A 26155-nucleotide genomic window follows, 5' to 3' on the forward strand; every position below is an offset into this window, starting at 1 on the left:
TAAACTACTTATTTTTAGCTTTCGTGTCTGTCTTAGGGGCAGGGTTCTTCTTATCGTAATTCAAGGTTTCTTTCCTGACTTTCAGCGGGACATTTTTGCCTTTTTCCTGCTCGTCTTTTCCTTGTTTAATCAGTTTTTCGTTCATCTCATTGTCTTCTGCGGTAAAAATATCATCTTTGGATTTTATTCTTTCGTCGCCTCGCCAATTCATTCCCCGCAGTTTGCGTGCATTTTCTGGGAGTTCATCTTCAGGGAAAATATCTCCGTCAACTTTATTGAAGAAAGTAATGGTTTCAATGGCATTATTTTCCAATATCATATTGATTTTACTGCTGACATTCTTGTTAATTCCAATAAGTTCATGCGCATCATTTCGCATATAATAAATCACTTCTGTGTTTTTGATGACATCAACATCATGAAGTTTTCCATCCCGAAATTTTCCAAACAAGTTGAGCCCCTTGACCTGGTTAAATCCTGTTCCTAGAGTGTCTTTGGACAAGACAAAAGTATTGTTCAGCACTTTCAGAGAGTCAATTTTTCTTGTTTTATTGTCGCCAATCAAGTGCATTACATCTCCTGTAATTTGGTTTTCACCGTTCCAAAGAATCGGATTTCCGATCAATTTCGTTAAAGCTATTTTGGAGTCAGAATGTATAGAGTCACATTTGCCGCTCATGTCTGTTTTGTAGAAACGGACATTTTTATAAGCTCGTAAAATTCTTTCTCCTTCTTTTCCGGTAACCATTAATTTTTGTCCATGAATGTAAACCGAATCATTCTCAACCAGATTAATAGCGACAGCTCTTTTGGTTACAAACATCGAATCTTTCAATTTATAAAGCTCCGCATAATGGCCTTTTACAATTCCTTTATTGATAGAATCGGTGATTTTTACATTTCGTGTTGCCGAAGCAAATTCGGTATTTCGATTATAAAACAAACTATCGCCTTCTATGCGCCGATCGTCATATTTGATGTATGATTTTCTTAGAAAATGCGCTAAGTTTTTCTTAGTGTCATAAAAACCTTTTTCGGTATAAATGTAATTGGCTTTGCTGGTAATGGTCGAAGGGCCAAGTAGATAGGTGTGCCCAGAATTGCTGTAATAATCCAAATGGTTCGATTTGATTACATATTTTGGATTCGTAATGGTTACTTCTGTCAAAAACTGAAACTTTTTTTCTTTTACATAATACCTTCCAGATTTGCTTACCAAAGTGTTGTCTTTGTTTATGATAGTTCCTCTTGTGTTGTAAAAGGCTTCTTGAATATTTCTGTCAAAATTAATGGTATCAGTCTGCAAAGTAGCATCAGGAGAGGTTAGAACTGCATTTCCTGTGGCAAAAGCTTTTTTTTCGTTACCGCTATATTCTGCATATTTACTATTTAAAAATAAAGTGTCTCCTTGTACCAACTGTACATTTCCGAATGCTTTCAGGTAATTCTCTTTTTGGAAAAAATAAGCTTTATTGCAAGTTAGCACCACGCCGTCGTGATTTACTTTTACGTTTCCGGTAAGTAAAAGCGCATCTGGCACATTAACCTGATCCACATCAGAAAAGTCAGCATTTTCGATGACGATTGTTTTTGTGTTTTGTGCAGTTTTTTTGGCCTGCGCAGATATAAATTGTACGCTAAGAAACAGACAATAGAATATGAAAAAGAGTGATTTCTTCAACTGATTAAATTTTTGTCAAATTTATAAAAAAGGTTAGAACCTGTGGCCGATATTAGGATTAATTTATAATAAGTCATCAACAGTCTAAAGTAGAATTTAGATGCTATTTAATTTTTCAACAAAAACTCAAACTCACACGTTGTAGTAGTTGTTTTTTAAGCTGAAAACCTTGTAAATTAGATAAATCGTTTTCGGAGTTTTAAAAAATGAGCTATTTTTAGAAAATTGTTTTGATGCCTTTAGGATTGAAACCAAAGAAATAAGTTAAGAATAGCCCAAAATATGATAAGTAAAAAAATAATTGCAGCCGGAATAACATTGACGGTTCTATTGTCAGCCTGTAAAACAAAAGATTTAAAAATGAGTACTGCAAAAGAAGAAACTGCAACACAAAAGAAAGTTGTGGTTTATCAAGTTTTTACGCGCCTTTTTGGAAATAAAAAAACTGCCAACAAACCGTGGGGAACTATTGAGGAAAATGGTGTCGGAAAGTTTAATGATTTTACGGACAAAGCGCTTCATGAAATAAAAGATCTAGGCGTAACTTATATTTGGTATACGGGCGTTCCGCATCACGCTTTAGTGCGTGATTATACAACGTACGGAATTTCAAATGATGATCCAGAAGTGGTAAAAGGGCGAGCAGGTTCTCCTTATGCCGTGAAAGATTATTATAATGTGAACCCAGATTTGGCTGTAGATCCCGCAAAGCGATTAGAAGAGTTTGAAGCTTTAATCAAACGGACTCATAAAGCGGGTTTGAAACTGATTATAGATATTGTTCCAAATCATATTGCGAGAAAATACGAAGGAAAATCAAACCCAGCAGGAGTAAAAGATTTTGGTGCAGATGATGACGTCACGGCTGAATACAAACGAGACAATAATTTCTACTACATTCCGCAGCAGCATTTTGAGATTCCAGATGGAGATATTCCTTTAAATGGAGAAAAAAATCCGCTTATTGATGGAAAATTTGATGAGAACCCGGCAAAATGGACAGGAAATGGTTCTCGTAAAATTAAGCCAGATCAAAATGACTGGTACGAAACGGTAAAGGTAAATTATGGCGTACGCCCTGACGGAAGTAAAGATTTTCCTGAACTTCCTGCTGGTTTTGACCAGAAATCGAACCAAGAGCATTTTGCTTTTTGGCAAGATAAAGATGTTCCTGATTCGTGGAAGAAATTTAGAGATATTGCCTTATACTGGACAGCAAAAGGAGTGGACGGATTCCGTTATGATATGGCCGAAATGGTTCCGTATGAATTTTGGAGCTATATGAACTCTTCCATTAAAATGAAAAATCCGAATGCTTTTTTATTGGCAGAAGTTTATAATCCGAATGAATACCGCAATTATATTCGTTTAGGAAAAATGGATTATCTGTATGATAAAGTGGAGACTTATGATAAGCTAAAAGATATTATTCGAGGAAAATCTTCGCCTGACGAATTGACAAAAATCCAAAACGGAATGTCGGATATTGAACACCATATGCTTCATTTTTTGGATAATCATGATGAACAGCGTTTAGCAAGTCCCGAATTTGCAGGAACACCAGAAAGAGGCAAGCCTTTAATGGTGGTTTCGGCAACAATCAGCACTTCTCCGACGATGATTTATTTTGGACAGGAGGTAGGAGAGGCAGGAAATGAAGATGCAGGTTTTGGAAAACGCTCGAGAACATCGATTTTTGATTATATCGGAGTTCCAAGCCATCAGCGCTGGATGAATGAAGGTAAATTTGATGGGGGACAGCTATCAGAATCTGAAAAAAACCTTCGTGATTTTTATAAACGATTATTGAATTTTACCCTTAACAGCAGTGCTTTGATGGGAAATTTTGAAGAAATTCAGTCCATAAATCGCCAAAATAATGATAGTTATGATGCATTATTGTATTCGTACGCGCGCTGGTCTGAAAATCAAAAACTGATTGTAGTTGCGAATTTTTCTTCAGAAAAAGGAAGCGAATTTGATTTAAAGGTGCCTTCATCGCTTATTTCAAAGTGGAATCTAAAAGACGGCGAATATCAGTTGAAAGATCAGCTGTATCAAAACAAATTGGTTGTATTGAAAGTGCAAAATGGGCAAGGAGAAGCAAAAATCTCAATTCAGCCTTCAGAATCACTGATTTTGGAATTGAAATAGACTAGCTCGCTTTTGAGTTGATTTTAAACACATAGAAACATAGTTCAGTAAACTTAGGGAAAGGAGTTTCAATAGTTTAATTGCATACAGTTTGGCTATGTCTGGAAACTAGTTTCTTTTGCATTCTTTTCTCAGCACAAAAATTGATGTTTCTATGTGTTAAAACATATCTTTTGTTTTTAAATCTTTTTAAGCAAAGAAAAAATCTCTTTTATGGAAAATGTTGCCCCGCAGACAAACTCGTCCGAGGCACCATAATAAACTGTCAATGTATCGCCATCAGGATCAAGAATATGGCCGTTGGTAAAAACGACATTTCCAAAGAAACCGCTTAATTCATAATTTGTTTTAGGGAACATAATTGGGGTTTCAGTTCTTGAAATCACTTTTGCCGGATCTTCCAAATCCAATAAAAAAGCGCCTAAACAATATTGATGAAATTCGTTGGCCCCATGATAAATTTCAAGCCAGCCTGATTCTGTTTTGATGGGAGCAGCGCCAGCGCCAACTCTTTTACTGTCCCAGCTTTCTTTTCTGGTTTTAATGATGCATTTATGATTTCCCCAATGAATGCCATCTAGAGAAGAAGCAATCCAGATGTAATTTCCGCCGATATCGACACTGCTTGGGCGATGCAGCGCATAAAATAATCCGTTTATTTTTTCCTCAAAGATAGCGCAGTCTTTATTGTGAGGAGGAAATATCATTCCGTGTTTTTGAAAATTCTGCCAATCGGTAGTGGTTCGCAAGCCAACACCCACACCGCTGGGAGAGACAGATGTAAAAGTCAGGTAATATTTCCCTTCAATTAAAGAAACGCGACAATCTTCAATTCCGAAAGTTTCTAATATTCCCTCGCCAACCAAATGAGGATAACCTTCAGGCTCATAAAACCGTTTTCCGTCTTCACTGCACAATAGTCGGATATGCGATAATGTAGTTAAATAATCAATGCCTTGATAATTAATCACGCGTGCATCTGTGGCAATAAGTTCTGGATGGTTTTTTAAAATTTCAATAATTTGAACTGTTCCTGTTTCTGTTAAGATTGGAAACGAAATACTATTTTCAATTTGTTTTGGTCTTTCGGCAACCCGTACAGCTAGCCAGATTTTGCCTTGAAACTGAAATACGCCAGGGTTTAAAAGACAGGTAATTTCCAGACCTTCTCTGCTAGGCGGCATATCCGATGGCGATAGTAAAGGGTTTTCTGCAAAACGGTTGGCAATATCTTTCATGATCTTCGTTTATGTACCTAAAAGGTATAAAAAAAAAGCTGATACTTAATTGCATCAGCTTTTTTTCTATACTTTTTTAACCTTTTTGAGTGCTTCAATATAATATTCGTTTACTTTTTCCCAGTTGATATGGTTGTAAAACGCATCAATATAACTGCCTTTTCGGTTTTGGTAATCCAAATAATAAGCGTGTTCCCAAAGATCGATTCCCATAATTGGAGTTCCCGGGATCAAAGCGTTTTTCATCAATGGATTATCTTGATTATCTGTCGTCGTAATCTGTAGTTTACCATATCGATCCACAACGAGCCAAACCCATCCAGAGCCAAACTGCTTTTCAGACTGAGCTTTAAACTGATTTGTCAAATTATTAAAAGAGCCAAATTCTTTAGTAATCGAGCCTGCAAGAGTGTCTCTTGGCGTCTGTTCTTTTGGAGACAGAATGTTAAAATAAAGCGTGTGGTTGTAATAACCTCCGGCATTCTGACGAAGTTTTAAATTGGTAAGAGGCATTTTTTTTAAAATGTCCTCAATTGGCATATTTTCAAACTCAGTCGAAACGATTTCCTTATTAAAAGCATTTGTGTATGATAAATAATGCTTAGAATAATGTGTCTCTAAAGTTAAGGTTCTAATGTCAGGAGCAAGCGCGTCATAGTTAAATGGCAGTTTTGTCATTTCAAACGAACCAGGGTCGGCTTTAACATCATTTGGCGAACCAATAGTTATTTTTTCTTCTTTTGTTGGAAGAGGTACTTCAACTACTTCAACCAGTTTATCTTCTTTACAGGAAAATAATAGTAAAAATGAAGCTAAAGTGCTGAAAAGAACAACGTTTTTCTTCATAATGTATTTTATTTTGATGTTAGCGAATTGATGATTTCGATATAACTTTCTTTAGCTTCGTCAATAGACATATGGCTGATCTGCATCCAGGCATTGGTTTTAAAAGCGTCTCTTAAATCAAAATTTTCAGATTGATTGTAAACGGCTGTTCCAAAAGTGGCCTGTTTGTAAAAAGCGTAAAGTCTCAGCTGCACATCTTGGGGCAGTGAAGCCTGAGTCATTGTCATGGCAACTTCTACGGCTTTTGCAAAGCGAATATCTAAATCTTTATCAGCCATTTATGCTTTTGTAGCAATAATTGTTTTTCCGCCAATTGCTTTTTGATTTAACTCAACATTGATTGGTGTACCTAAAGGTAAAAATAAATCTACTCTTGATCCAAATTTAATAAAACCAGCGTCAGTTCCCTGTACAACCTGCATTCCTTCTTTAGCGTAGTTTACAATTCTGCGAGCCAAAGCACCAGCAATTTGTCTGTACAAAATAGCGCCAAAAGTCTCGTTTTCAATTACCACAGTGGTTCTTTCGTTTTCTTCACTTGCTTTAGGATGCCAAGCAACAAGGAATTTTCCAGGGTGGTATTTGCTAAATTTAATTATACCATCCATAGCGTAACGTGTTACGTGCACATTGATTGGCGACATAAAAATAGAAACCTGTAAACGTTTGTCTTTAAAATATTCTCCTTCATAAACTTCTTCGATAACCACCACTTTTCCATCAACAGGAGCTAGGATGTGATCGCTGTTTCTAACTGCAATTCTTTTAGGATTTCTAAAGAATTGTAAAATAATGATCAAAATTACAAGCGCTGCAATTTGAACAAGCATTCTAAGCCAATTGATATCTATAAATCTTTCAGCAATTAAAAGTACAGCTACAGTAAATACAGTACCTAGTAAAATGGACGGGCCTCCCTCTTTATGAAACATAGTATAAAATTTGATAAAATAAAAATATAATTGGTGCTACAAATATAACACTATCTAATCGATCTAGAATGCCTCCGTGGCCAGGCATTATCGAACCGCTGTCTTTTATGCCTGCAATTCGTTTAAATTTAGATTCTATTAAGTCTCCAATAGTTCCAAAAATACTCACAATTAATGCAATGATAGTCCAGATTAAGATCGAAGTATTGCTAAATTCAGGTTTTGGCTGAATGTAGAGCTTAGAAATTAGAAAGCCAGCAAATGCAGCAAAAACTACACCGCCAAGAAAACCTTCAATTGTTTTTTTTGGAGATACGCGTTCAAACAATTTATGTTTTCCTATTGATTTGCCCACCAAATAAGCAAAAGTGTCATTGGTCCAAATTAAGACAAACAGGCCTAAAATGATTTTCGGATTATAATCGTTTGTTCCAAAAGAGATTTTTACAATAAATACAAATGGAAGCGTAATATATCCTAATAGGTATAAATATTTTGAAGAAGTGCTTACTTTTTGAACCGAATCATAAAACAAGAATATGATGCATTTTATTGAAACGACAATTGTAACAGCAAGAAGAATCAGATCCAGCTGTTTGATATTGGTTTCTAAACTGATATTAGAATTAAAAGTATCGTTTACAAATTTTGCTGTCTGTTTGTTGTAATGGCTTACAAGGATAATAGACGAATAGACTAAAGTCCCAAAGAGAATAGAAAATACTTTGTTTAGGTTTACAATATTAGAAAACTCGTATATCGTGATAATCAGGAAAACGCCAAAAAGGGTAATGAAGCTTTCTGTAGAAAACAATATCGAAGTTAATAATAAAGCGATATAAACAGCACCAGAAATGGTTCTCTTCAGTGTTTCGTTCATCTTAAAGATCTTCTAAAAGCAGTAAATAAAGGTTTTTTGCAACACTTCCGTATTGCGTGAAATCTTCGTCTTTCGCTTTTTCGAAATATTTTATTGTAGTGATATTAGTAGGTATGTCTCTTTCGTACTTGCGTTTTATAGCGCTCAATCCGTCGCTTTTCATTGGAAGGATTTGGCTGGTTGTAGCTATAATGACAATATTTGCAGGTAATTCGTTTGGTTTATTTTGTCTGATTTGTTTTGATGAAAATAAAATAGAACCTTCGTCGGCTATAAGGTTTTCACAGCTCGCCAATAAGAATTTTGGATTAGCTGGAGCAATGTAAAATAATTTGTTTTCGTCTAGTAAGCCAAATAAAGCAGGTTCGTAACATAAAACCTCTTGTTCGAACCAGTCATTTTCTTCTAAAATGTTTTCAAACTGCTCAGAAACCTCTCTCATATTCTCGCAGTACAAGAATTTACCTCCGTTTTTTTTGAAATTGAAAATAAATTGCTCGTCCAAAGATAAATGACTGTTCTGCGCAGAAGTTCCTGCATATTCGCTTTCGTTCACTTCGTCAGAAGCGGCTTCACTAGAGCCAAATATTTTTTTGAAAAAATTCATTTTTTATATGAAATGCTTTACATGTTAGTTGAAAACGTTCAAAGATAAAAAAATCTTAATTCAAAAGGGTGTTTTGAATTAAGATTTTGAAAAATATTATTATGTATTTCGTAATTTCTTATGAAACCACCTCTTCTAAATTTTTATCAAATGTACGTTTTCCGAAGATGTTTTCTAAGTCATCTTTAAAAATTACCTCTTTTTCAATCAGAATATCAGCAAGTTGGTTTAACTTGTCTTTGTTTTCTTCTAATATTTGAATCGCTCTTTGGTACTGACCTTCGATTAATTCTGAAATTTCTTTGTCAATAACTTTTGCTGTTTCGTCAGAATATGGTTTAGAGAAATTGTACTCGCTTTGTCCGGTTGAATCGTAATACGTCACGTTTCCGATTTTATCGTTCAATCCGTAGATTGTTACCATTGCACGAGCTTGGCGCGTTACTTTTTCTAAGTCGCTTAATGCACCAGTAGAAATTCTGTCAAAAGTTACTTTTTCAGCAGCTCTACCGCCCATTGTAGCACACATTTCGTCCAGCATCTGATCTGTTCTCACGATTTGTCTCTCTTCTGGCAAATACCATGCAGCTCCTAAGCTTTGTCCGCGAGGTACAATCGTCACCTTAATAAGCGGTGCAGCGTGTTCCAGCATCCAGCTTACAGTGGCGTGACCAGCTTCGTGAATTGCAATTGCTCTTTTTTCTTCTGGAGTAATAATTTTGTTTTTCTTTTCAAGACCACCAATGATTCTATCTACAGCATCTAGGAAATCTTGTCTGTCTACTGCAACTTTATTGTTGCGAGCAGCTATAAGGGCAGCTTCATTACAAACATTGGCAATATCTGCACCTGAGAATCCTGGAGTTTGTTTTGCTAAGAAATCTAAATCAAGACCTTCAACTTTTTTGATAGGAGCTAAGTGTACTTTAAAGATTTCAGCTCTTTCGCGAATGTCTGGTAAGTCAACAAAAATTTGTCTGTCAAAACGTCCTGCACGCATTAAAGCTTTATCAAGAACGTCAGCTCTGTTTGTTGCTGCCAAAACAATTACGTTAGAGTTTGTGCCAAAACCGTCCATTTCTGTTAGTAATTGGTTCAAAGTGTTTTCTCTTTCATCGTTTCCGCCAGACATATTGCTTTTTCCTCTAGCTCTACCAACAGCATCAATCTCGTCGATGAAAATAATGGCAGGAGATTTTTCTTTTGCTTGTTTGAATAAGTCACGTACACGTGATGCACCAACTCCTACGAACATCTCTACGAAATCAGAACCTGAAAGAGAGAAGAAGGGTACTTGCGCTTCACCAGCAACAGCTTTTGCCAATAAAGTTTTACCAGTTCCCGGAGGGCCTACCAATAAAGCCCCTTTTGGAATTTTACCTCCAAGGTTAGTATATTTTTCAGGGTTTTTCAAGAATTCAACAATTTCCTGAATTTCCTCTTTAGCACCTTCTAAACCTGCAACATCTTTAAAAGTAGTTTTGATGTCTGTTTTTTCATCAAACAATTTAGCTTTAGATTTTCCGATATTGAAAATCTGTCCGCCACCTCCAGCGCCTCCGCCAGACATTTTGCGCATAATGAAAATCCATACACCAACAATGATGATGATAGGAAGCAAGCTGATTAAAATATCGCTCCAGTTATTTTTTTGAAGGAAATTATAATCTTTCAGCTTATGTTCGTTAACTGCTTTTTCCAGTTTAGTCTGAAAGATCTGATCGTTACCAATTTCCAAAGTATAGTGTGGGCCTTTGTTTGGCTGTTTGAAAATATCTTCAGCTACTTTTTTATTTGCCGGGTCTTTAAGAGCGGCAGCATTTAAATATACCTCAGCTTCTGCTTTATTATAAACAATAACTTTTTCAATCTGACCTTTTTCTAATAAAGTGTTGAATTTAGAAGAAGTTAATTGTGCAGGTTCGCTTAAGCTAGATCCTCCTGTAGCAAAACTTATAAATAAAAAAACTAAAAGTATTGCGGTGTATATTAACCAAGGACTTATTTTAAATTTATTCGGATTTGGATTATTATCTTTAGCCATTTAATGAAAGTTTCTTTAGTATTTGTTCTCGATTGAAGTTATTTTGGCATCGCCCCAAAGGCTTTCGATGTTGTAATATTCGCGAATATGCTTCTGGAAAACGTGTACTACAATGTGTACATAATCCATTAGAACCCATTCAGCGTTATCGGTTCCTTCTACGTGCCAAGGTTTATCTTTTAAGTCTTTTGATACAATTTTTTGAATTGAGTTTACGATGGCGTTTACTTGGGTGTTTGAGCTACCGTTGCAAATAACAAAATAGTCGCATACAGCTGTATCTATCTCTCTTAAGTCAAGAATATCGATATCATTTCCTTTTACTTCCTCAATCCCTTTGATTATGTTCGCCAGTAGAACATCATTATTAACAGTCTTTTTCGCCATGAATTATTTTATATGAATTTGTAAAGTTACCAAATTTTGTGATTATTTTTGAACCTTAACAAAATATTAAATTAAGATATTTAAATTATTTAATGAAACTAATCAAACTCGATGCCATAGATTCTACAAATGACTTTCTAAAGGCTTTGGCAAGTCAGGATGAACTGGAGAATTTTACAACGGTAACAGCTGAAAATCAGACAAAAGGGAAGGGACAAGTAGGGGGCATATGGAAGACTCAAGCTGGTAAAAACTTAACTATGAGCGTTTTGGTTAAAGATTTTCTCTTTAATAACGAAGAAGTTTTCAATTTAAGTCTTGTTGTCTCTTTGTCGGTTGCAGAGGTTTTAAAAACATTAAATATTCCTGATATTTATATTAAATGGCCAAACGACATTCTGTCATATAATAAGAAGTTGGTTGGCATATTAATCGAAAACACTTTAAAAAGTGATGGCAGAATCGTGTCAGTTGCCGGAATCGGAATCAATGTCAATCAAACTGATTTTGCTGAATTGCCAACCGCTTCTTCTATGGCAGTAATTGCCGGTAAATCTTTTGATAAAGAAGAGCTGGCAGTTTTAATCGTAGAAAAATTAAAAGAGAAAATTCATTTATGGAACACCTCAGCGCATCTTTTTTGGGAAGATTATCTTAATTTTTTATTTAAAAAAGGAATTCCAACAGCATTTAGAGATAATAACAACAATGATTTTATGGGAATCATTCAAGGAGTTACTCCAATGGGTAAACTGCAGGTTTTGCTAGAAGATGATTCGGTTGCCGAATTTGAGATTAAGGAAGTTAAAATGCTTTATTGAGAGGTTCAAAGGTACAGAGGTTCAGAGTGACAAAGGTTTTTCTGTAGAGACGCACTGCAGTGCGTCTAACAATTGATGAAATAAAAACTTTGCGTTTCTGCGACTTTGCGAGAGTATAAAAAAAAATGCCCGACAATAATCGGGCATTTTAATTTATAATTCACAATTAATAATTTACCATTATTAAAGTTTGTGCATATTGTTTGCTAAAGTTTCAATAAACTTACCTATTGGGCCTTTAACCATCATCGCCATCATAGCGTTGAATTCGCCTTCAAAGAATAATTGAACAGCACTTTCTGAATCAGAAACAGTGTCAATGTTTGAAGTCAGTGTAAACGGAAGCTTATCACTTGCAGCACCCAAAACGATTTTGTTTGGCGCTACTTTATCTTTCATTTTTAATTTGATTTCCGGCATCCCTTTCAATCCAAAAATAAAAGCGTCTTCGCCAGTCACCTCAAATTTAGCGATATTGTCTGGCATTAATTTTTCGAAATTCTTTACATCAGTCAGTTGATCGAATAAATCCTGAGCTGATTTCTGAACAGTAACTTTTGGACTTTCTAAGTTCATATTGTTTTTTTTATTTTTTTGTTTTTACCGCAAATGTTTTTTACCGCAAAGGACGCAAAGCCTTTTTTTTGCTACTTTGACTTTATTTAAGTTCGCAAAGCTGAAACTTTAAATAAAATTTCATTTTTTTAAATCCCAAATTCCAAAAGGAGTAAAGCGACTTTTATAAAATCTAAAATCTATCCCGAGGTTTCGGGACTAAAATCTAAAATCTTACTCCTGTCCCCAAGTTGATGGGCTAACGCTCCATTCTTGAAGAGTAGATTGTTGGTCTTCCGTGATATATTGTTTTTGAACTGCTAAATCTAGTAGATTTTCGTAGTTGCTCAATGTGAATAAATCAACATTAGCTTCTTTAAAGTTTTCTTCGGCAACGCTAAAACCGTAAGTGAAAACAGCCGCCATACCTTTAATATTAGCGCCTTCATTTCTTAAAGCTTCAACAGCCAGTAAACTGCTTTTTCCCGTGCTGATTAAATCTTCTACAACCACAACATTCTGTCCTTTTTGTAAAAAACCTTCCACTTGGTTTTGTCTACCGTGTTTTTTTGGCTCTGGACGCACATATACGAACGGAAGTCCTAAACTTTCGGCAACCAAAATTCCAACGCCAATGGCTCCAGTAGCAACACCGGCAATCACATCAGGTTTTCCAAATTGTTTTTCGATGTTTTTAGCAAACTCATCACGAACATAGTTTCTAATGCTCGGAAATGAAAGAATTAACCTATTATCACAGTAAATAGGAGATTTCCAACCAGAAGCCCATGTAAAAGGATTTTCGGGATTCAATTTAATTGCATTTATTTGCAAAAGCAATTCGGCTGTTTTTTCGGCAGTATCTTTATTAAAAATCATAGTACAAATGTATAAAGTTTTTGTAAACGACAAACCACTTTTTTTGACAAATGAAATCTCGCGTGAAACAGATTTCCAATTGTTCTTGTTGGAGAGTATTGATATCGAACAGCTTATTATAAAAATTTTTCAAAATAAAATTCAAAAAGCCATTCTATATCATCCAGACGAAAGTGAGATCATGAAGACCCTAAAAGCCAAAATTCCGGTAAATAAAGCGGGCGGAGGCTTTGTCTATAACAAGAAAGGCGAAGTCTTGTTTATCTTTAGAAACGGAAAATGGGATCTGCCAAAAGGCGGAATCGAGAAGGGGGAAGACATTGAAGCGACGGCTATGCGTGAGGTAGAGGAGGAGACAGGAGTAAACCAGCTTCGTATTACGAATAAACTTCAAAAAACCTATCATATCTTCAAACGCAACGGAAAATACAAACTTAAAATCACCCATTGGTTCGAAATGTTTTCCGATTTTGAAGGAACACCACACGGACAATTAGAAGAGGGAATTGAAAAAGTAGCGTGGTTAAACCCAGAACAAATTAAAGAAGCACTTAAAAACTCATACGAAAACATCAAATTGTTGTTCGAAGAAGAAAAAAAATCAACAGAAAAAATGGCTGCGCCTATTGCTTATCGCTCGGGTCCAGATTCTAAATAAACAATTTTTACAGCTTTAATTCGGAAATTGAAAATTAACCATTTGGGCGTGCCACCATCCCGATAAGAGGGCAAATATGCTTTACGATTATTGGCCCTCTTATCGGGATGCTGTCGGGCTTTCGCCTCCGTGGCGGCGGATTGGCTCTATCCCTCACGCGAGCAATCGGAATTAAAAGTTCATTTTGTTTTTTAATTTAAATTTTTATTCGCTATCCTCATTTTTAATGCCTTTAAGCAAAGCGTAAATTGCCATTGAATGCCCTTGTCCTAAGGTAAAATCATTTTTAAGCCAGTTTACAATATCTCCAGCTTTTACTTCGGCTTTTAATTCTCCGTTTGCAGTAAAACCTTTTTGTTCTGCAAGAGCTCTAAACTCAGCAGGACCATTTCCTGTTTTTTCTTTAATTGTTTTTAGGTATCCTTGAAATGACATAAAAATATAAGTTAGAAATTAAGTAAAGACGAAATTACAATTAAAAGTAGGATTAGTATTCGGTTTTTTCGATTTCTTTAGTTTAGCTTTGTCAAAGTTTTAACCTTTGACAAAGCTTTTTACGTGCAAAAGTATTGAACCACTTTCTTAAATCTTTGATAGGCGCAAACATCTTGCTGGATGATTTTGGGTATCTTGGTTGAAATTTCACTCAAGAATGGTACGCTCGCTTTAGCTTCTAATAATATGATTATTAAAAAAGGCGTTAAACATTCTAAATTCACCTAAATAAGAATCTTGAAAACTAATATCCTCAAATTTATTGTTTGCTATTTCTCTGGGAAATTTTGAATATAGCAACTTCTTTTCAACAATGTTTTCTACTTCTAAAACTAAATCTTTAATTTTTCTCGGATCTAAATTTTCTTTTTCCAATTCTTCAATTCGAGATTTTGGAATGATCATTTGTTCTTTATGAACTAGGGTATCAATTATATAATAAGGAACCAGAATGCTTAAATATAACGTGATAGAGCATAATTCTCCTCCCTCAACAACATTCAGAAAAAAAGTGTAACAACGATCTTCGCAATCTAGCCTAGAAAAATCTTCAAAATCTCTTAAAACAGGATCCTTGTTGAATTCTTTTTTAATGCTATTTCGAGTTTCCTTATTGACATTCGAATTAAAATATTGCACTACTGTTTTTAGTCTTTTATATTCGACCGTTTCAAAATATAACTCCTTTTGGGGCCAAGGACAAATGTTTTTTGGGTAATATAAATATGCGATATTTTTTAAAACTTCAGTTATCATATTTGGTAAAAAAAAGTAATGTTAAAATGTGTCTAAAACATTGATGAAGCTCACTTGACTTTTTTATAAACTTTATACAGTAAATAAAGTATTGCTATTCCAATAAGTAAACAAAAAAATTGCCAAGCCATCAATGTATAATCGTAATCTTTTATCGTAACATCCATAATATTTAAAGTCTTCTTTTTTTAAGTTTTAAAATTAAAGTTAGTGTGCTAAAATAACCTTTCTTTTATCTGTATTAACTGTCAAAAAGACATTTAGATTGCAAAATAAGACTTTTTTGAAATCGAATTCAACTTTGTCAAAGTTTTAAACTTTGACAAAGTTCTATGCAGACAATTGCATTAAACGGCTTTCTTTGATATTTGGTATTTTTTCTATCTGTAATTTGCATTAAACTTGTTTTTTACATCATTTTGATTTTAGAGAGATATAAGAAGCTAAATTTTGAATTTCATTACGGATTCTCGTAATTTTTATGTTTATAAGTTTTTTCTTTGTTTATTAATTATATATGTATTTTCGCTCAAATTATTAGCTATATTGATTATGAAGAAATTTACAAAACTGGTTAAAAGCGTCCTGTTTTTAACTTTCGTGCTTCTTATGACGAATTGCGCACCAAATGAAGCGGAAGAGAGTTCAAATGTGCAAGCTGTGGATGAAGCAAAAAATTGGTACAATATTCATAAGGAAGAATTTAATTCGCCTGTCTTAGAATATGTAAGTGATTTAAAATGGGAGAATGCGATAATCTCAGATGGTATCGATGGATTAGTAGTCGAAGTGCCATTTACGCTAACTGACAATTTACGAACATCAAATGGTCAAGGAAATCTGTACAATGACCATCATCGTTTGGTGTTTATAAAAAATGAGCCTAATAACTTTAAAACGTATTATGTTCAAATATTCACTGATAATAAGAATTCTAGCAGTTTAGATAAAAGTTACAGTTATTACGCTATGAAAGAAAATTATAATGGTAAGGTCTTTGTTCAAGATTTAATAACTAATAAAACGAATGTTCTTAAATTTAAAAATGGTGAGCAATCTAAATCATCATCGACATCTAAATGGCGTGAAGAATTTTATGACTGTACTTTTTTAGGTTGGATAGGGGAAGATGGAAGTTTTGAACCAATAAAATTGTTGTATTGTGATGGAGGAAGTGGCTCTGATGATGGAGGACCAACTTATGGAGGTGGACCAATTGCAGGCGGTGGCGGTACTGGAAGTACGCCGTCAACCGAAATACGAATTATTGATAATCTTACTGGAAAAGCAAAATGCATAAATAATTTATTAAGTAGTGGGGGAAATGATTTTGTTAAATATATATTTAATCAATTTGCGGGGAAATCAGAATTTAATATTGAAATTATTTCACTACCTAATGTTTATACACCAACCAATCAAGAAGTAAATGGAACAACAAGGTTTAATAAGGTGGATAGTCTTATAACTATAGAAATAAGCACAAGTAGATTAGATGGAATTGCAGCTTTGGAATCTGCTAGAATAATCTTGCACGAATATATACACGCAGATATATATCGAAAGTTAAATACAGCAAATTCAAAAGATATTGATGCTAGTGATTTTAAAAAGGTTTTTGAAACATATGAAACTCAGCACAACGCAATGGCACAAGTCTATCTTAACAGTATGGCGGGTGCTTTAAAGGAATTTCATAAAACAGTACTAAGTAACGATTATATTAACTATATGAATTATTATGGCGAAGCCCCAAGTGATGAATTCTATGAGGCTATGGCATGGGGAGGTTTAAAAGATAGTAATGTAAAAGCTTGGACAAATTTGCCTGCAGATAAAAAAGCATCTATTAATTCATTGGCAAGCAGAGTTCCTATTTTAGGTAAAACCGCTCCTTGCCCATAAAAGCCATTACTAATAATACTTTTTGTATATTCGATACACAATTCAATTACCTGTTTTTAAAATCAAATTATGAAAAAACATATCTATATATTAGCTATATTCTTATTGGGTTTCAATTTACACGCTCAAGAAAAATTAAATGGCACATTCTTTTTTAAATTAGATGATTCGTACATTATCGAATCGAAAACTAAAGCCAATACGTTTTTGATAAAAGATAAAAATGAGGATGAGGAATTTTATTTTAAAGGAGTTGAAGTTGTAAGTGATTTGCAACCTAATGAAGTGCTGTGTCTGAAAGATTTTGTAAGGACCCCACAATATTATAATAAAAACAAGAAGAATAAATTAAACAATGCTGAATTGGTAAACTTTTTTAGTAACGCTACAGTTTATTTAGTTAGAAAAAAGAATAATAAAACTGAATTCATTAAAGTAAATCCAATCGTTGAAATTTATGATTGAGTTTTTTTAACAATCAAAATAAATTAAAATGCTTACTAGAAATTATCTATTTTTTTTAGCAATCTCTACTTTATTGCTCGTTTATTTTTACTTTGTCCAATATTTTTTAACTATTAATATTTACGATACTTATTACATGGTGAGTTATTTTTTTCCTGTTTTACTAATTTTAATAATTGGAACAATTATTTATCTTTTTAAACTTCGAAAACAAAAACAGAACAATTAATAATTTCAAAAAAAGAGCCTCTAAAAAAAAATTAGAGGCTCTTTTTTAATGAAAAAAAAACTAAAGCACTCGATAAACAGGATACTGCAAATGTGCTTTTTCATAATAAACAGAATGCTTGTAAATCCAATCCAATTGTGCTTCGGCGTTTTTAGCAAACTCGCGATCATTTTGTTTTTTAGCTTCTAATTCTGCTTTTAGAGTTGGGTTTTCTTTTAAAAGCTGTGCCGCAGTATCTTCAAAAATGTATTCTGAGTAGTGTTCTTTCTGCTGTAAAATTGGATCGAAGAAATTCCAATTAAAGAATGAATCAACGCCTTCTGGTTCAAAAGCTTCCAGAAGATATTTTACACCTTTTTGGTTTGTTGGCACAATGTAATCTCCTTTAGCGAAAGCCATTTTAGCCATTTTGGAAGTTACCGTTGTGTTCCTGTGCAAATAATGTCCTTCGTAAGCAGACGGAACGGTTTTAAAATCGGCAATTCTGTAGCTTTCGACTTCTATAATCGTGTCGTTTTTAATTTGTTTAAAGGAAATATTATTGTTTTTCAGCAACTCAATAACATTCCAATAACCTCTAGTAACAATATAAGCCGTAGGAATCGCGACTTCTTTAACCGATTTAAATTCTTTTATGTACGGAACGTCTTTTCTATACGGTTTGTTTCGGTCGTAATACAAACGGTTTCCTGTTGTTGCATTGCTTTTTTTGTAACCCGCTTCATAACCTAAAAACGAAAAAGTAGTCGCCTTTGTACTGTCCAATTCCCATTTTAATGTATAAGATTTTTTAGGCTGGTATTGTTCCAAGTTTTTTATTCGTAAATCTTTTATCTTTTGATAATTAGCATCGGTAAAATCCAAAGTCGATTTCATGTATTCATAGGTCATTTTTACGCGTTCGGCGTATTTTTTCAGCATATGGGTTTCGACCACAAAACCAATCGTGTTAAACAGCGAAGTATAACCCGTTGTATATCGCGGACTATCTACAAACTGCCCAAAACCTTTATCGGGAGTATCTTTAAACGAATCGACATAAGGCGTAGTTTCGATTTTCTTTTTCTGAAGATCTTTTACCAGAGCCGGCATCATTTCGTTATTCATAAAATCGCCTAAAACCGTTCCCAGTTTGTTGTGCTGCGTCATGATGTAAGTCAGTTTGTATTGATAATCAGAGCCGTTGCTTACGTGATTATCGATAAAAACATCGGCATTTATCTTCTGGAAAATCTCAACAAAACTCTTTGTGTTTCGGGTATCCGATTTCATTAAATCACGGTTCAAATCGTAGTTTCTAGCATTTCCTCTAAAACCATAAATCTCTGGACCGTCTTGATTGGCGCGCGTTGTCGAATTTCTATTCAAGGCTCCGCCAATATTGTAAACAGGAATCGTTACCAAAACGGTATTTTTTGGCGCTTTCATTTTTCCTGTTGCCAAATCTCTGTAAAATTGCATTGTGGCGTCAATTCCGTCTGGTTCTCCAGCGTGGATTCCGTTGTTTACAAATAAAACCGCTTTGGTTTTCTGGATTTTATCGAAATCAAATTCTTTGTCAGGATTGAAAGTAATCATATGCAAAGGTTCGCCAGAATCTGTTAGTCCCATTTCTTTCATTTGAATCGTTGGGAAATCGGCAGCGAGCATCTTCCAATAAGCTATTGTTTCTTGATACGAAGCAGATTGGTTTCCGTTTCCTTTCTCAAAAAAGGTATCGTATTTTTTATTGTTTTGAGCGAAAAGGGCAATCGTGAAAAGTGAAAAAAGAAAGGTGAAAAGTTTCATGGTTTTGGGTTTAATAGGAATCAAATATAGTTTTTTTTAGTTTGCCACGAATTACACGAATTAACACAAATTAAATTAGTGAAAATTGGTGTAATTTGTGGCAAAAGAATCGAGACTGAGAACTGAATACAGAAAACTGCGAACTTTTTAACTACTTTTGCAAAATGAATAAAAAACACCATTCCAACGATATACTTTCGAATTTAGGGATTCAGAACCTCAACGAAATGCAGGAAACTGCGCACGATGTTATTTTAAACGATAACAATGTCTTACTGCTTTCTCCAACAGGATCTGGAAAAACCTTAGCGTTTTTGCTTCCAGTTTTAGAATTATTGCAGCCAGAAATCTTATCGGTTCAATGTTTGATTTTGGTTCCGTCACGCGAATTGGGGCTTCAAATTGAACAAGTTTGGAAGAAAATGGGAACGCAGTACAAAGTAAATATTTGCTACGGCGGACACTCGATTGAAACGGAAATGAAAAATTTAAGCAATCCGCCAGCGGTTTTAATTGGAACGCCTGGAAGAATTGCCGATCATATTGACAGAGAATCTTTTAGAACCGATAAAATTCAGACTTTAATTTTGGATGAATTTGATAAATCGCTTCAATTAGGATTTCATGAACAAATGTCTTTCATCATTGGCAGATTGCCGAAAGTGAATAAAAGAGTTTTGGTTTCTGCAACTTCAGATATTGAGATTCCGAAATATACGAGAGTTGTAAATCCGACAGTTTTAGATTTTATTCCAGAGGAGGAAGAAAAGACCAATCTTTCGATGAAAATGGTGATTTCGCCTGCCAAGGATAAACTGCAGAGTTTGTTCAATCTGATTTGCTCTTTGAAATCAGAATCAGCGATTATTTTCTGTAACCATCGCGATGCGGCAGAACGTATTAGCGATACATTGAACGAGAAAGGAATTTATTCGGTGTATTATCATGGCGGAATGGATCAGGACGAGCGGGAGAGGGCTTTGATTCAGTTTAGGAATGGAAGCGTAACTTATTTGGTTACAACCGATTTGGCTGCTAGAGGTTTGGATATTCCAGAAATGAAACACGTTATTCATTACCATCTTCCGTTAAAAGAAGACGAATTTACGCACCGAAATGGGCGTACAGCGCGTATGCAGGCGACGGGAACGGCATATGTTATCATTCACGAAAGTGAAAAACAATTGGATTATATTGATTGTGAAATGGAGGTTTTGGATGTCGAAGGAAAAGTTTCGCTGCCGAAACCGCCGCAATTTCAGACTATTTATATCAGTGGAGGGAAGAAAACTAAACTGAATAAATTTGATATCGTTGGATTCTTTTCTCAAAAAGGGAAATTGGAAAAAGAGGATTTAGGTTTGATTGAAGTGAAAGATTTTGTTTCGTTTGCTGCGGTAAAATTCAATAAAGTAAAAGACCTTTTGAAGAATATCAAAGATGAAAAAATGAAAGGCAAGAAGTTTAAAATCGAAGTTGCCCGCAATGTTATCAAAAAAGTAGAAGACGAGAAAAGAGGAAAGTATTGATTTCTGATTTTAGATTTATGATTTTAGATTTATGATTTTAGATTTCTGATTTTAGATTTCTGATTTTAGATTTTAGATTTTTTGAGAAATCGCTTTGCTCTTTCTTAAGATTTGAAGTTTGATAATTATTCATCTGTATTTCAATAGTTTAGAGTTGTATGGCTTAAGATTTACGATTTTATGTTAAAAAAATAATGATTTGATAGGTGTTTTTTCAATATTTCTATGTTTTTTTGCTACAGCAAAATTGTAAACCCCAAATTCATTATGAAAAACATTATTACCATTGCCACTCTGTTCTTTAGCTTTGTTTCTTTCGCACAAGTTAAGGTTCTAGAGACAGTTCCTGTTGAGAAATTAGGAAAAGTAAATAACAATTACATCCAAAAAATTGGAGATGAGTACACGGTGTATTATACTATTATCCAAAACGATGAGGATTCTTCTAACTTAAGAAAATTTTCATTCAAAAACATCGATAATGCTTACAATAACCTTTATAACATTATTGTTGGAGGATTTACAGCAACTCCTTTGTACGATATCAAATTAGAATTGCCAAATAACTACATTTGGTTGCACTACACAGGAAATGTGGTTCCAGACAAAGCGACTGTACAATTCATGGTTTCTAGTAAAGAGAGAGATGCAGATACAAACAACGTTTCTGAGCCTTTCGTAAAAGACCAAATCAATAAATTATTCCAAAAATAATTCTTTTTTGAGGTTTAAAGCCTCAAAGGTTCAAAGGGACAAAGTTTTTTTTACTTATCTCTTATAATACATAAACAAAAAAAGCTGTTCAACAAGAATAGCTTTTTTTGTTTTAGGTTCAAAATAACAAAGGTTCAAAGGTTTGATTTCAGTTAGAAACCTTTATCCCTTTGAACCTTTGTTACTTTGTTCCTAAAAAAGAACTATATCTTTTTAACATACTGCGTAATAATCACAATCTGCTGTCCATCGACTTTTCCTTCAATGTATTCGGCGTTTTCGTGATCTAAGCGAATGTTTCTCACAGCAGTTCCTTGTTTGGCAACCATACTTGATCCTTTTACTTTAAGATCTTTTATTAAAACTACAGAATCTCCGTGTTGTAGCACTACTCCGTTGCTGTCACGGTGTACTAGTTTATTTTCGTCATCTTCGCCTTCTCCTGTTGCTTTTGCCCATTCCAGCGTTTCATCGTCTAGGTACATCATGTCAAGCAGTTCCTGCGGCCATCCTGCGGCGCGCATACGGCTAAGCATTCTCCAGGCTACAACTTGTACAGGAATATTCTCGTTCCACATACTGTCGTTAAGGCATCTCCAGTGATTTAAATCGACATTGTCTGGGTTTTCAATCTGGTCAATGCAAGTGTTGCAGGCAAATATAGCTTCGTCAAGACCTCCTTTTTTAGTTGGAAGAACTTGATAAACTTTTAAATTCTCTTCATTACCGCAAAGTTCACATTTAGATCCGCTTCGTTTGCTTAATTCTCTCTCGATACTCATTATTTGGTGTTTGTTTTAAAAATGCGAAATTACTTATAATTTGCTTCGCTGGCAAGTTTATGCTTTGTTGTTTGTTTGGTTATTTCTTTACCCTAACTGCATCTGGAACTAGCATTTCATATTCGCCCCCATGACGCAATACGTCGCGTACAATGCTCGAACTGATAAATGAGGTACTTGCGGCTGTCAACAAGAAAACCGTTTCTATTTTGGAAAGTTTTCGGTTAGTATGCGCAATGGCTTTTTCGAATTCGAAATCGGCTGGGTTGCGCAAACCTCTTAGGATGAAATTGGCTTTTAGTTTTTTTGCCAAATCGATGGTTAAGCCTTCATAAGTGATGACAGAGACTTTTGGTTCGTCTTTGAAGGTTTCTTCGATAAAACGTTTTCTTTCTTCTAATGAAAACATATATTTTTTTTCGGCATTGACACCAATAGCAATTACAATTTCGTCAAATAAAGGAATTCCTCTTTTGATAATGTCTTCGTGTCCTAAAGTAATTGGGTCAAATGATCCTGGGAATATGGCTTTTCGCATTTTTTTCTTTTTTAAGGTGCAAAGCTACAAAGGCACAAAGGCGCAAAGTATTTTTGATGATTTCGACTTCGCTCAGTCTGACAGTTATGTTATAAAAAATAAGGTGCCAAAACTTAGAATCTTAGCACCTTAGTATCTTAGAAGCTATGCCAAAGCTAGTTCAATTGCGTTTGTAAATAAATCTTCCAAAGAAATTCCAGCTGCTTTTGCTTGCTGCGGAATCAAACTTTCGGTTGTTAAACCTGGAATGGTATTCATTTCAAGCATATGCGGTTCGCCATTTACAATGATGAATTCGCTTCTTGAAAAACCTTTCATTTTTAAAACTTCGTACGCGCGTTTTGCAGTTTCTGACACTTTTTTAGTCAGTTCGTCAGAGATTCTTGCTGGCGTGATTTCTTGCGATTTTCCTTCGTATTTCGCCTCATAATCAAAGAAATCATTTTCTGATACAATTTCTGTGATTGGAAGAACTTTAATCTCGCCTTTGTAATTGATAACTCCCACAGAAACTTCTGTTCCGTCAAGGAAGCTTTCAATAATGATTTCGTTATCTTCTTTGTATGCCACTTCAATTGCAATTGGCAATTCAGCTTCGGTTTTCACTTTTGAGATTCCGAAACTAGAACCTGCTTTATTTGGCTTAACGAAACAAGGTAAACCTACTTTTTTTACAATTTCCTCAGTATTAATTACATCACCTTTGTTTAGGTAATAAGAAACGGCTGTTTTGATTCCGTAAGGTTTTAAAACAGATAATAAGTCTCTTTTGTTGAATGTAAGAGCCGATTGGTAATAATCGCAAGAAGATTGCGGCATTCCAATCAATTCGAAATACGCCTGCATTAATCCGTCCTCTCCCGGAGTTCCGTGAATTGCATTGAAAACACAGTCAAAAGTAATTTTCTGACCGTTTACTGTAACTGAAAAATCATTTCTATCAATTGGAAATTCGGCTTCATTTTCGTCTACATAGACCCATTTTTCTTTGAAAATGTGAATACGGAATCCGTTGTATTTTGTTTTGTCAAGATATTGATACACGACATTTCCGCTGATTAAAGATATTTTGTATTCGCTGGAATAGCCGCCCATGATGATGGCAATGTTTTTCATCGATTTTTTGCTTTTTTGTTTAATCGTTAATTTGTTTAATTGGTTTTCGCCACGAATTGCACGAATTCCCACTAATTTTTTATTTTGTTCTTTGTCAGACTGAACGAAGTCGAAGTCGCGCGTGCTGAATCACTTTGTATGACTTCGACTTTGCTCAGCCTGACAATATTGTCGTTATTTAAATAAAAACAAAATCTTCTTTAGAACCTGAGTGCCCTAGCCCTGATAGAAGCGGCATCTCCCGATTTAGAAAAACAAGGCTTTTTAGCCGTAGTTTTTGTTAATTGGGAATACAGCGGATAGCAGGAAACAGCTCCTGAAATTTGAAATCGAGAATTTTAAAAATTCCAAATTCCAAAGTTCTTTGTTTTAAACAAAATTATCATTTTTTTTGAAACGAAATACTTTATCTTTGTCGCTATTAAAAATAAATTTATGAGTTTACGTCAGTATTTAACAAGCCGAGTTTTTTTCTTGCAATTGCTTGCGGCCGCAGCTATTATTGCGGTTATTGGTTATTTATTTATGCATTGGTTAACTTTTACGACTGATCACGGACACGAAATTGCAGTGCCGAATTTGTCTAAGCTGACTGAGGAACAAGTGGAAAACAAATTGGACGAATTGGATTTGGATTACGTTCTATTGGATAGTGTTGATTACAGAAGTGAATACCCAAAATATAGTGTTGTTGAGCAGGATCCGCTTCCTGGGACAATGGTAAAAGTGGGCAGAAAAATTTATATCAAGATTAATGCTTCTGGTTTTTCTTCTGTAAAAATTCCAGATTTGATCGAAAAAACATATCGTGAGGCTGTGCCAACACTTAAAGCGTTAGGTCTTGAGCCAGGAACGATTACGTATATTCCGAACCTTGGAAAAGATATGGTTTTAGAAATGCGTTATAAAGGAAGAAACTTAAAAGTTGGAGACCGTGTGCTTAAAGCTTCTAAAATTGATTTGGTTTTAGGTGACGGAAAAGCAAGTTATGTAGATGAAAGCCAGGCAACAGACAGTACTGCGGTGCCTGCAGAAACCCCAAGTGATGAACAATAATATTGAAGAAAATTTAGATCTGGAAGACGAATTATTTGAGCACTACAGATTTGAAGTCCCAAAAGGTCAGGCGTTTTTGCGTATTGACAAATATTTGATGTATTTGATTCCGAATGCCACGCGAAATAAGATTCAGAACGCGGCAACTAACGGAAACATTTTTGTGAATGATATTCCAGTAAAATCAAATTACAAAGTAAAACCTTTTGATGTGATAACAGTTATGCTGTCGCATCCTCCATTTGAAAATAGGGTAGATCCAGAAGATATTCCGTTGGATATTGTTTATGAGGATGATGCGTTACTGCTTATCAATAAACCGCCGGGATTGGTGGTGCACCCTGGACATGGCAATTATACAGGTACTTTGGTGAATGCTTTGGCATTTCACTTTGAAAATCTGCCAATGAATAGCAGCGAACGTCCAGGTTTAGTTCATAGAATTGATAAGGATACCTCTGGACTTTTGGTTGTAGCCAAAACAGAAGCTGCCATGACGCATTTGGCAAAGCAGTTTGAAGCTAAAACTACCGAACGTGAATATATTGCTCTGGTTTGGGGAAATGTTGCGGCTGACAGCGGCACAATTGAAGGAAACTTAGCGAGACATTTGAAAGACAGAATGCAGATGGCCGTTTTTGATGATCCGGAAATTGGAAAACCTGCTATTACACATTATAAAGTTTTGGAGCGTTTTGGTTATGTGACTCTTATCTCTTGTAAATTGGAAACAGGAAGAACACACCAGATTCGCGCGCATATGAAGCATATTGGTCATCCGTTATTTAATGATGAGCGTTACGGCGGTCATTTGATTTTGAAGGGAACGACTTTTACCAAATACAAACAGTTTATCGAAAATTGTTTTAAAGCTTTGCCACGTCAGGCGCTGCACGCGAAAACGCTTGGATTTGTGCATCCGAATACAGGAGAATTAATGCGTTTTGATACAGAATTGCCTCAGGATTTTCAGGATTGTATTGAGAAATGGCGTAATTATGTGAAGTCGCATAATACTGAGGATGAAAGTTAATTAGATAATTTGTCAATTAGATAATTAGATAATTCATATACTTATAAAGAAAGCTCCTTTGGGAGCT

The 26155-nt window shown here is 34.8% G+C and carries 26 protein-coding genes; 9 read left to right on the plus strand and 17 right to left on the minus strand.

The window, feature by feature from the left end; all coding sequences use genetic code 11:
* Positions 1–4: 4 nt before the first annotated feature.
* Positions 5–1681 (minus strand): OstA-like protein, encoded by a 1677-nt coding sequence (locus N4T20_RS12850; RefSeq protein WP_260669539.1) that lies wholly within the window; start codon positions 1679–1681, stop codon positions 5–7.
* A 282-nt stretch (positions 1682–1963) separates the two neighbouring features.
* On the opposite strand from N4T20_RS12850, the gene N4T20_RS12855 reads away from it, so the two are divergent.
* On the plus strand, positions 1964–3835 hold the full coding sequence (locus N4T20_RS12855; RefSeq protein WP_260669540.1) for an alpha-amylase family protein: 1872 nt from the start codon (positions 1964–1966) through the stop codon (positions 3833–3835).
* A gap of 179 nt (positions 3836–4014) precedes the next feature.
* On the opposite strand, the gene N4T20_RS12860 is transcribed toward N4T20_RS12855, so the two are convergent.
* The 8 genes from N4T20_RS12860 to rsfS form a co-directional block, all read right to left on the minus strand.
* Positions 4015–5073 (minus strand): glycoside hydrolase family 130 protein, encoded by a 1059-nt coding sequence (locus N4T20_RS12860; protein ID WP_260669541.1) that lies wholly within the window; start codon positions 5071–5073, stop codon positions 4015–4017.
* Between the two features lie 66 nt (positions 5074–5139).
* A complete protein-coding gene (locus tag N4T20_RS12865) occupies positions 5140–5919 on the minus strand; it encodes a superoxide dismutase (RefSeq protein WP_260669542.1) in 780 nt (259 codons plus the stop codon).
* Positions 5920–5927: 8 nt separating this feature from the next.
* Positions 5928–6197, minus strand: coding sequence for an acyl-CoA-binding protein (locus tag N4T20_RS12870; protein ID WP_260669543.1), 270 nt, complete (start codon positions 6195–6197; stop codon positions 5928–5930).
* The gene (locus tag N4T20_RS12875; protein WP_198857211.1) at positions 6198–6851 is read right to left on the minus strand and encodes a phosphatidylserine decarboxylase family protein; all 654 of its coding nucleotides are present in this window, start codon (positions 6849–6851) and stop codon (positions 6198–6200) included.
* Positions 6841–7731 (minus strand): phosphatidate cytidylyltransferase, encoded by an 891-nt coding sequence (locus N4T20_RS12880; RefSeq protein ID WP_260669544.1) that lies wholly within the window; start codon positions 7729–7731, stop codon positions 6841–6843. The genes N4T20_RS12875 and N4T20_RS12880 overlap by 11 nt, the downstream gene beginning before the upstream one ends.
* 1 nt (position 7732) lies before the next feature.
* Positions 7733–8338 carry a lactate utilization protein B/C gene (locus tag N4T20_RS12885; protein WP_260669545.1) on the minus strand — a complete coding sequence of 202 codons (606 nt, stop codon included), beginning with the start codon at positions 8336–8338 and terminating at the stop codon, positions 7733–7735.
* A gap of 118 nt (positions 8339–8456) precedes the next feature.
* Positions 8457–10382, minus strand: a complete 1926-nt coding sequence (gene ftsH / locus N4T20_RS12890; RefSeq protein WP_260669546.1) for an ATP-dependent zinc metalloprotease FtsH — start codon at positions 10380–10382, stop codon at positions 8457–8459.
* A gap of 15 nt (positions 10383–10397) precedes the next feature.
* Positions 10398–10769: a ribosome silencing factor gene (gene rsfS, locus N4T20_RS12895; RefSeq protein ID WP_177210090.1), complete on the minus strand. Its 372-nt coding sequence runs from the start codon at positions 10767–10769 to the stop codon at positions 10398–10400.
* A gap of 92 nt (positions 10770–10861) precedes the next feature.
* Here rsfS and N4T20_RS12900 point away from each other — a divergent pair, with 92 nt between their 5' ends.
* Positions 10862–11590, plus strand: a complete 729-nt coding sequence (locus N4T20_RS12900; protein WP_260669547.1) for a biotin--[acetyl-CoA-carboxylase] ligase — start codon at positions 10862–10864, stop codon at positions 11588–11590.
* Positions 11591–11773: 183 nt separating this feature from the next.
* Here N4T20_RS12900 and N4T20_RS12905 read toward each other — a convergent pair whose 3' ends face one another.
* Together N4T20_RS12905 and pyrE are read right to left on the minus strand one after the other, a co-directional pair.
* Positions 11774–12166: an SRPBCC family protein gene (locus tag N4T20_RS12905; protein ID WP_202001231.1), complete on the minus strand. Its 393-nt coding sequence runs from the start codon at positions 12164–12166 to the stop codon at positions 11774–11776.
* A 213-nt stretch (positions 12167–12379) separates the two neighbouring features.
* On the minus strand, positions 12380–13024 hold the full coding sequence (gene pyrE / locus N4T20_RS12910) for an orotate phosphoribosyltransferase (protein WP_260669548.1): 645 nt from the start codon (positions 13022–13024) through the stop codon (positions 12380–12382).
* Positions 13025–13031: 7 nt separating this feature from the next.
* Between pyrE and N4T20_RS12915 the strand changes: the two genes are divergently transcribed.
* Positions 13032–13682 carry an NUDIX hydrolase gene (locus tag N4T20_RS12915; protein ID WP_260669549.1) on the plus strand — a complete coding sequence of 217 codons (651 nt, stop codon included), beginning with the start codon at positions 13032–13034 and terminating at the stop codon, positions 13680–13682.
* A gap of 204 nt (positions 13683–13886) precedes the next feature.
* Here N4T20_RS12915 and N4T20_RS12920 read toward each other — a convergent pair whose 3' ends face one another.
* Both N4T20_RS12920 and N4T20_RS12925 read right to left on the minus strand, forming a co-directional pair.
* On the minus strand, positions 13887–14117 hold the full coding sequence (locus N4T20_RS12920; protein WP_260669550.1) for a DUF4287 domain-containing protein: 231 nt from the start codon (positions 14115–14117) through the stop codon (positions 13887–13889).
* A gap of 231 nt (positions 14118–14348) precedes the next feature.
* Positions 14349–14933 carry a hypothetical protein gene (locus N4T20_RS12925; protein WP_260669551.1) on the minus strand — a complete coding sequence of 195 codons (585 nt, stop codon included), beginning with the start codon at positions 14931–14933 and terminating at the stop codon, positions 14349–14351.
* A 552-nt stretch (positions 14934–15485) separates the two neighbouring features.
* Between N4T20_RS12925 and N4T20_RS12930 the strand changes: the two genes are divergently transcribed.
* A complete protein-coding gene (locus tag N4T20_RS12930) occupies positions 15486–16838 on the plus strand; it encodes a hypothetical protein (protein WP_260669552.1) in 1353 nt (450 codons plus the stop codon).
* Between the two features lie 69 nt (positions 16839–16907).
* The gene (locus N4T20_RS12935; protein ID WP_260669553.1) at positions 16908–17303 is read left to right on the plus strand and encodes a hypothetical protein; all 396 of its coding nucleotides are present in this window, start codon (positions 16908–16910) and stop codon (positions 17301–17303) included.
* 289 nt (positions 17304–17592) lie between these two features.
* Here N4T20_RS12935 and N4T20_RS12940 read toward each other — a convergent pair whose 3' ends face one another.
* Positions 17593–19320, minus strand: a complete 1728-nt coding sequence (locus tag N4T20_RS12940) for a M14 family metallopeptidase (RefSeq protein WP_260669554.1) — start codon at positions 19318–19320, stop codon at positions 17593–17595.
* Positions 19321–19484: 164 nt separating this feature from the next.
* On the opposite strand from N4T20_RS12940, the gene N4T20_RS12945 reads away from it, so the two are divergent.
* A complete protein-coding gene (locus N4T20_RS12945) occupies positions 19485–20849 on the plus strand; it encodes a DEAD/DEAH box helicase (RefSeq protein ID WP_260669555.1) in 1365 nt (454 codons plus the stop codon).
* A 267-nt stretch (positions 20850–21116) separates the two neighbouring features.
* Entirely contained in the window at positions 21117–21563 is a 447-nt protein-coding gene (locus N4T20_RS12950; RefSeq protein WP_260669556.1) for a hypothetical protein, read from the plus strand.
* A 203-nt stretch (positions 21564–21766) separates the two neighbouring features.
* Here the strand turns inward: N4T20_RS12950 and N4T20_RS12955 are convergent, their stop codons facing one another.
* The 3 genes from N4T20_RS12955 to N4T20_RS12965 form a co-directional block, all read right to left on the minus strand.
* Positions 21767–22345: an alkylphosphonate utilization protein gene (locus tag N4T20_RS12955; protein ID WP_260669557.1), complete on the minus strand. Its 579-nt coding sequence runs from the start codon at positions 22343–22345 to the stop codon at positions 21767–21769.
* A 79-nt stretch (positions 22346–22424) separates the two neighbouring features.
* A complete protein-coding gene (coaD, locus tag N4T20_RS12960; RefSeq protein WP_095954720.1) occupies positions 22425–22883 on the minus strand; it encodes a pantetheine-phosphate adenylyltransferase in 459 nt (152 codons plus the stop codon).
* A gap of 144 nt (positions 22884–23027) precedes the next feature.
* Positions 23028–23999, minus strand: a complete 972-nt coding sequence (locus N4T20_RS12965; RefSeq protein ID WP_260669558.1) for a D-alanine--D-alanine ligase — start codon at positions 23997–23999, stop codon at positions 23028–23030.
* A gap of 435 nt (positions 24000–24434) precedes the next feature.
* Here N4T20_RS12965 and N4T20_RS12970 point away from each other — a divergent pair, with 435 nt between their 5' ends.
* A complete protein-coding gene (locus N4T20_RS12970; protein ID WP_260669559.1) occupies positions 24435–25055 on the plus strand; it encodes a PASTA domain-containing protein in 621 nt (206 codons plus the stop codon).
* A complete protein-coding gene (locus N4T20_RS12975) occupies positions 25045–26088 on the plus strand; it encodes an RluA family pseudouridine synthase (RefSeq protein WP_260669560.1) in 1044 nt (347 codons plus the stop codon). The genes N4T20_RS12970 and N4T20_RS12975 overlap by 11 nt, the downstream gene beginning before the upstream one ends.
* Positions 26089–26155: the final 67 nt, after the last annotated feature.

Origin of the sequence: Flavobacterium sp. TR2 (assembly GCF_025252405.1) — a bacterium.
In the GTDB taxonomy this organism is placed as follows: Bacteria; Bacteroidota; Bacteroidia; order Flavobacteriales; family Flavobacteriaceae; genus Flavobacterium.

What these genes read in the sequence shown, in the direction of transcription:
- N4T20_RS12905 (WP_202001231.1), bottom strand. Translation starts at nt 12,166, where the DNA reads ATGAACTTAGAAAGTCCAAAAGTTACTGTTCAGAAATCAGCTCAGGAT.
- N4T20_RS12865 (WP_260669542.1), bottom strand. Translation starts at nt 5,919, where the DNA reads ATGAAGAAAAACGTTGTTCTTTTCAGCACTTTAGCTTCATTTTTACTA.
- N4T20_RS12965 (WP_260669558.1), bottom strand. Translation starts at nt 23,999, where the DNA reads ATGAAAAACATTGCCATCATCATGGGCGGCTATTCCAGCGAATACAAA.
- N4T20_RS12940 (WP_260669554.1), bottom strand. Translation starts at nt 19,320, where the DNA reads ATGAAACTTTTCACCTTTCTTTTTTCACTTTTCACGATTGCCCTTTTC.
- rsfS (WP_177210090.1), bottom strand. Translation starts at nt 10,769, where the DNA reads ATGGCGAAAAAGACTGTTAATAATGATGTTCTACTGGCGAACATAATC.
- N4T20_RS12930 (WP_260669552.1), top strand. Translation starts at nt 15,486, where the DNA reads ATGAAGAAATTTACAAAACTGGTTAAAAGCGTCCTGTTTTTAACTTTC.
- N4T20_RS12915 (WP_260669549.1), top strand. Translation starts at nt 13,032, where the DNA reads ATGTATAAAGTTTTTGTAAACGACAAACCACTTTTTTTGACAAATGAA.
- N4T20_RS12900 (WP_260669547.1), top strand. Translation starts at nt 10,862, where the DNA reads ATGAAACTAATCAAACTCGATGCCATAGATTCTACAAATGACTTTCTA.
- N4T20_RS12935 (WP_260669553.1), top strand. Translation starts at nt 16,908, where the DNA reads ATGAAAAAACATATCTATATATTAGCTATATTCTTATTGGGTTTCAAT.
- N4T20_RS12880 (WP_260669544.1), bottom strand. Translation starts at nt 7,731, where the DNA reads ATGAACGAAACACTGAAGAGAACCATTTCTGGTGCTGTTTATATCGCT.
- N4T20_RS12925 (WP_260669551.1), bottom strand. Translation starts at nt 14,933, where the DNA reads ATGATAACTGAAGTTTTAAAAAATATCGCATATTTATATTACCCAAAA.
- N4T20_RS12870 (WP_260669543.1), bottom strand. Translation starts at nt 6,197, where the DNA reads ATGGCTGATAAAGATTTAGATATTCGCTTTGCAAAAGCCGTAGAAGTT.
- N4T20_RS12860 (WP_260669541.1), bottom strand. Translation starts at nt 5,073, where the DNA reads ATGAAAGATATTGCCAACCGTTTTGCAGAAAACCCTTTACTATCGCCA.
- N4T20_RS12955 (WP_260669557.1), bottom strand. Translation starts at nt 22,345, where the DNA reads ATGAGTATCGAGAGAGAATTAAGCAAACGAAGCGGATCTAAATGTGAA.
- N4T20_RS12875 (WP_198857211.1), bottom strand. Translation starts at nt 6,851, where the DNA reads ATGTTTCATAAAGAGGGAGGCCCGTCCATTTTACTAGGTACTGTATTT.
- N4T20_RS12945 (WP_260669555.1), top strand. Translation starts at nt 19,485, where the DNA reads ATGAATAAAAAACACCATTCCAACGATATACTTTCGAATTTAGGGATT.
- pyrE (WP_260669548.1), bottom strand. Translation starts at nt 13,024, where the DNA reads ATGATTTTTAATAAAGATACTGCCGAAAAAACAGCCGAATTGCTTTTG.
- N4T20_RS12885 (WP_260669545.1), bottom strand. Translation starts at nt 8,338, where the DNA reads ATGAATTTTTTCAAAAAAATATTTGGCTCTAGTGAAGCCGCTTCTGAC.
- N4T20_RS12920 (WP_260669550.1), bottom strand. Translation starts at nt 14,117, where the DNA reads ATGTCATTTCAAGGATACCTAAAAACAATTAAAGAAAAAACAGGAAAT.
- N4T20_RS12855 (WP_260669540.1), top strand. Translation starts at nt 1,964, where the DNA reads ATGATAAGTAAAAAAATAATTGCAGCCGGAATAACATTGACGGTTCTA.
- N4T20_RS12975 (WP_260669560.1), top strand. Translation starts at nt 25,045, where the DNA reads ATGAACAATAATATTGAAGAAAATTTAGATCTGGAAGACGAATTATTT.
- N4T20_RS12970 (WP_260669559.1), top strand. Translation starts at nt 24,435, where the DNA reads ATGAGTTTACGTCAGTATTTAACAAGCCGAGTTTTTTTCTTGCAATTG.
- coaD (WP_095954720.1), bottom strand. Translation starts at nt 22,883, where the DNA reads ATGCGAAAAGCCATATTCCCAGGATCATTTGACCCAATTACTTTAGGA.
- N4T20_RS12950 (WP_260669556.1), top strand. Translation starts at nt 21,117, where the DNA reads ATGAAAAACATTATTACCATTGCCACTCTGTTCTTTAGCTTTGTTTCT.
- ftsH (WP_260669546.1), bottom strand. Translation starts at nt 10,382, where the DNA reads ATGGCTAAAGATAATAATCCAAATCCGAATAAATTTAAAATAAGTCCT.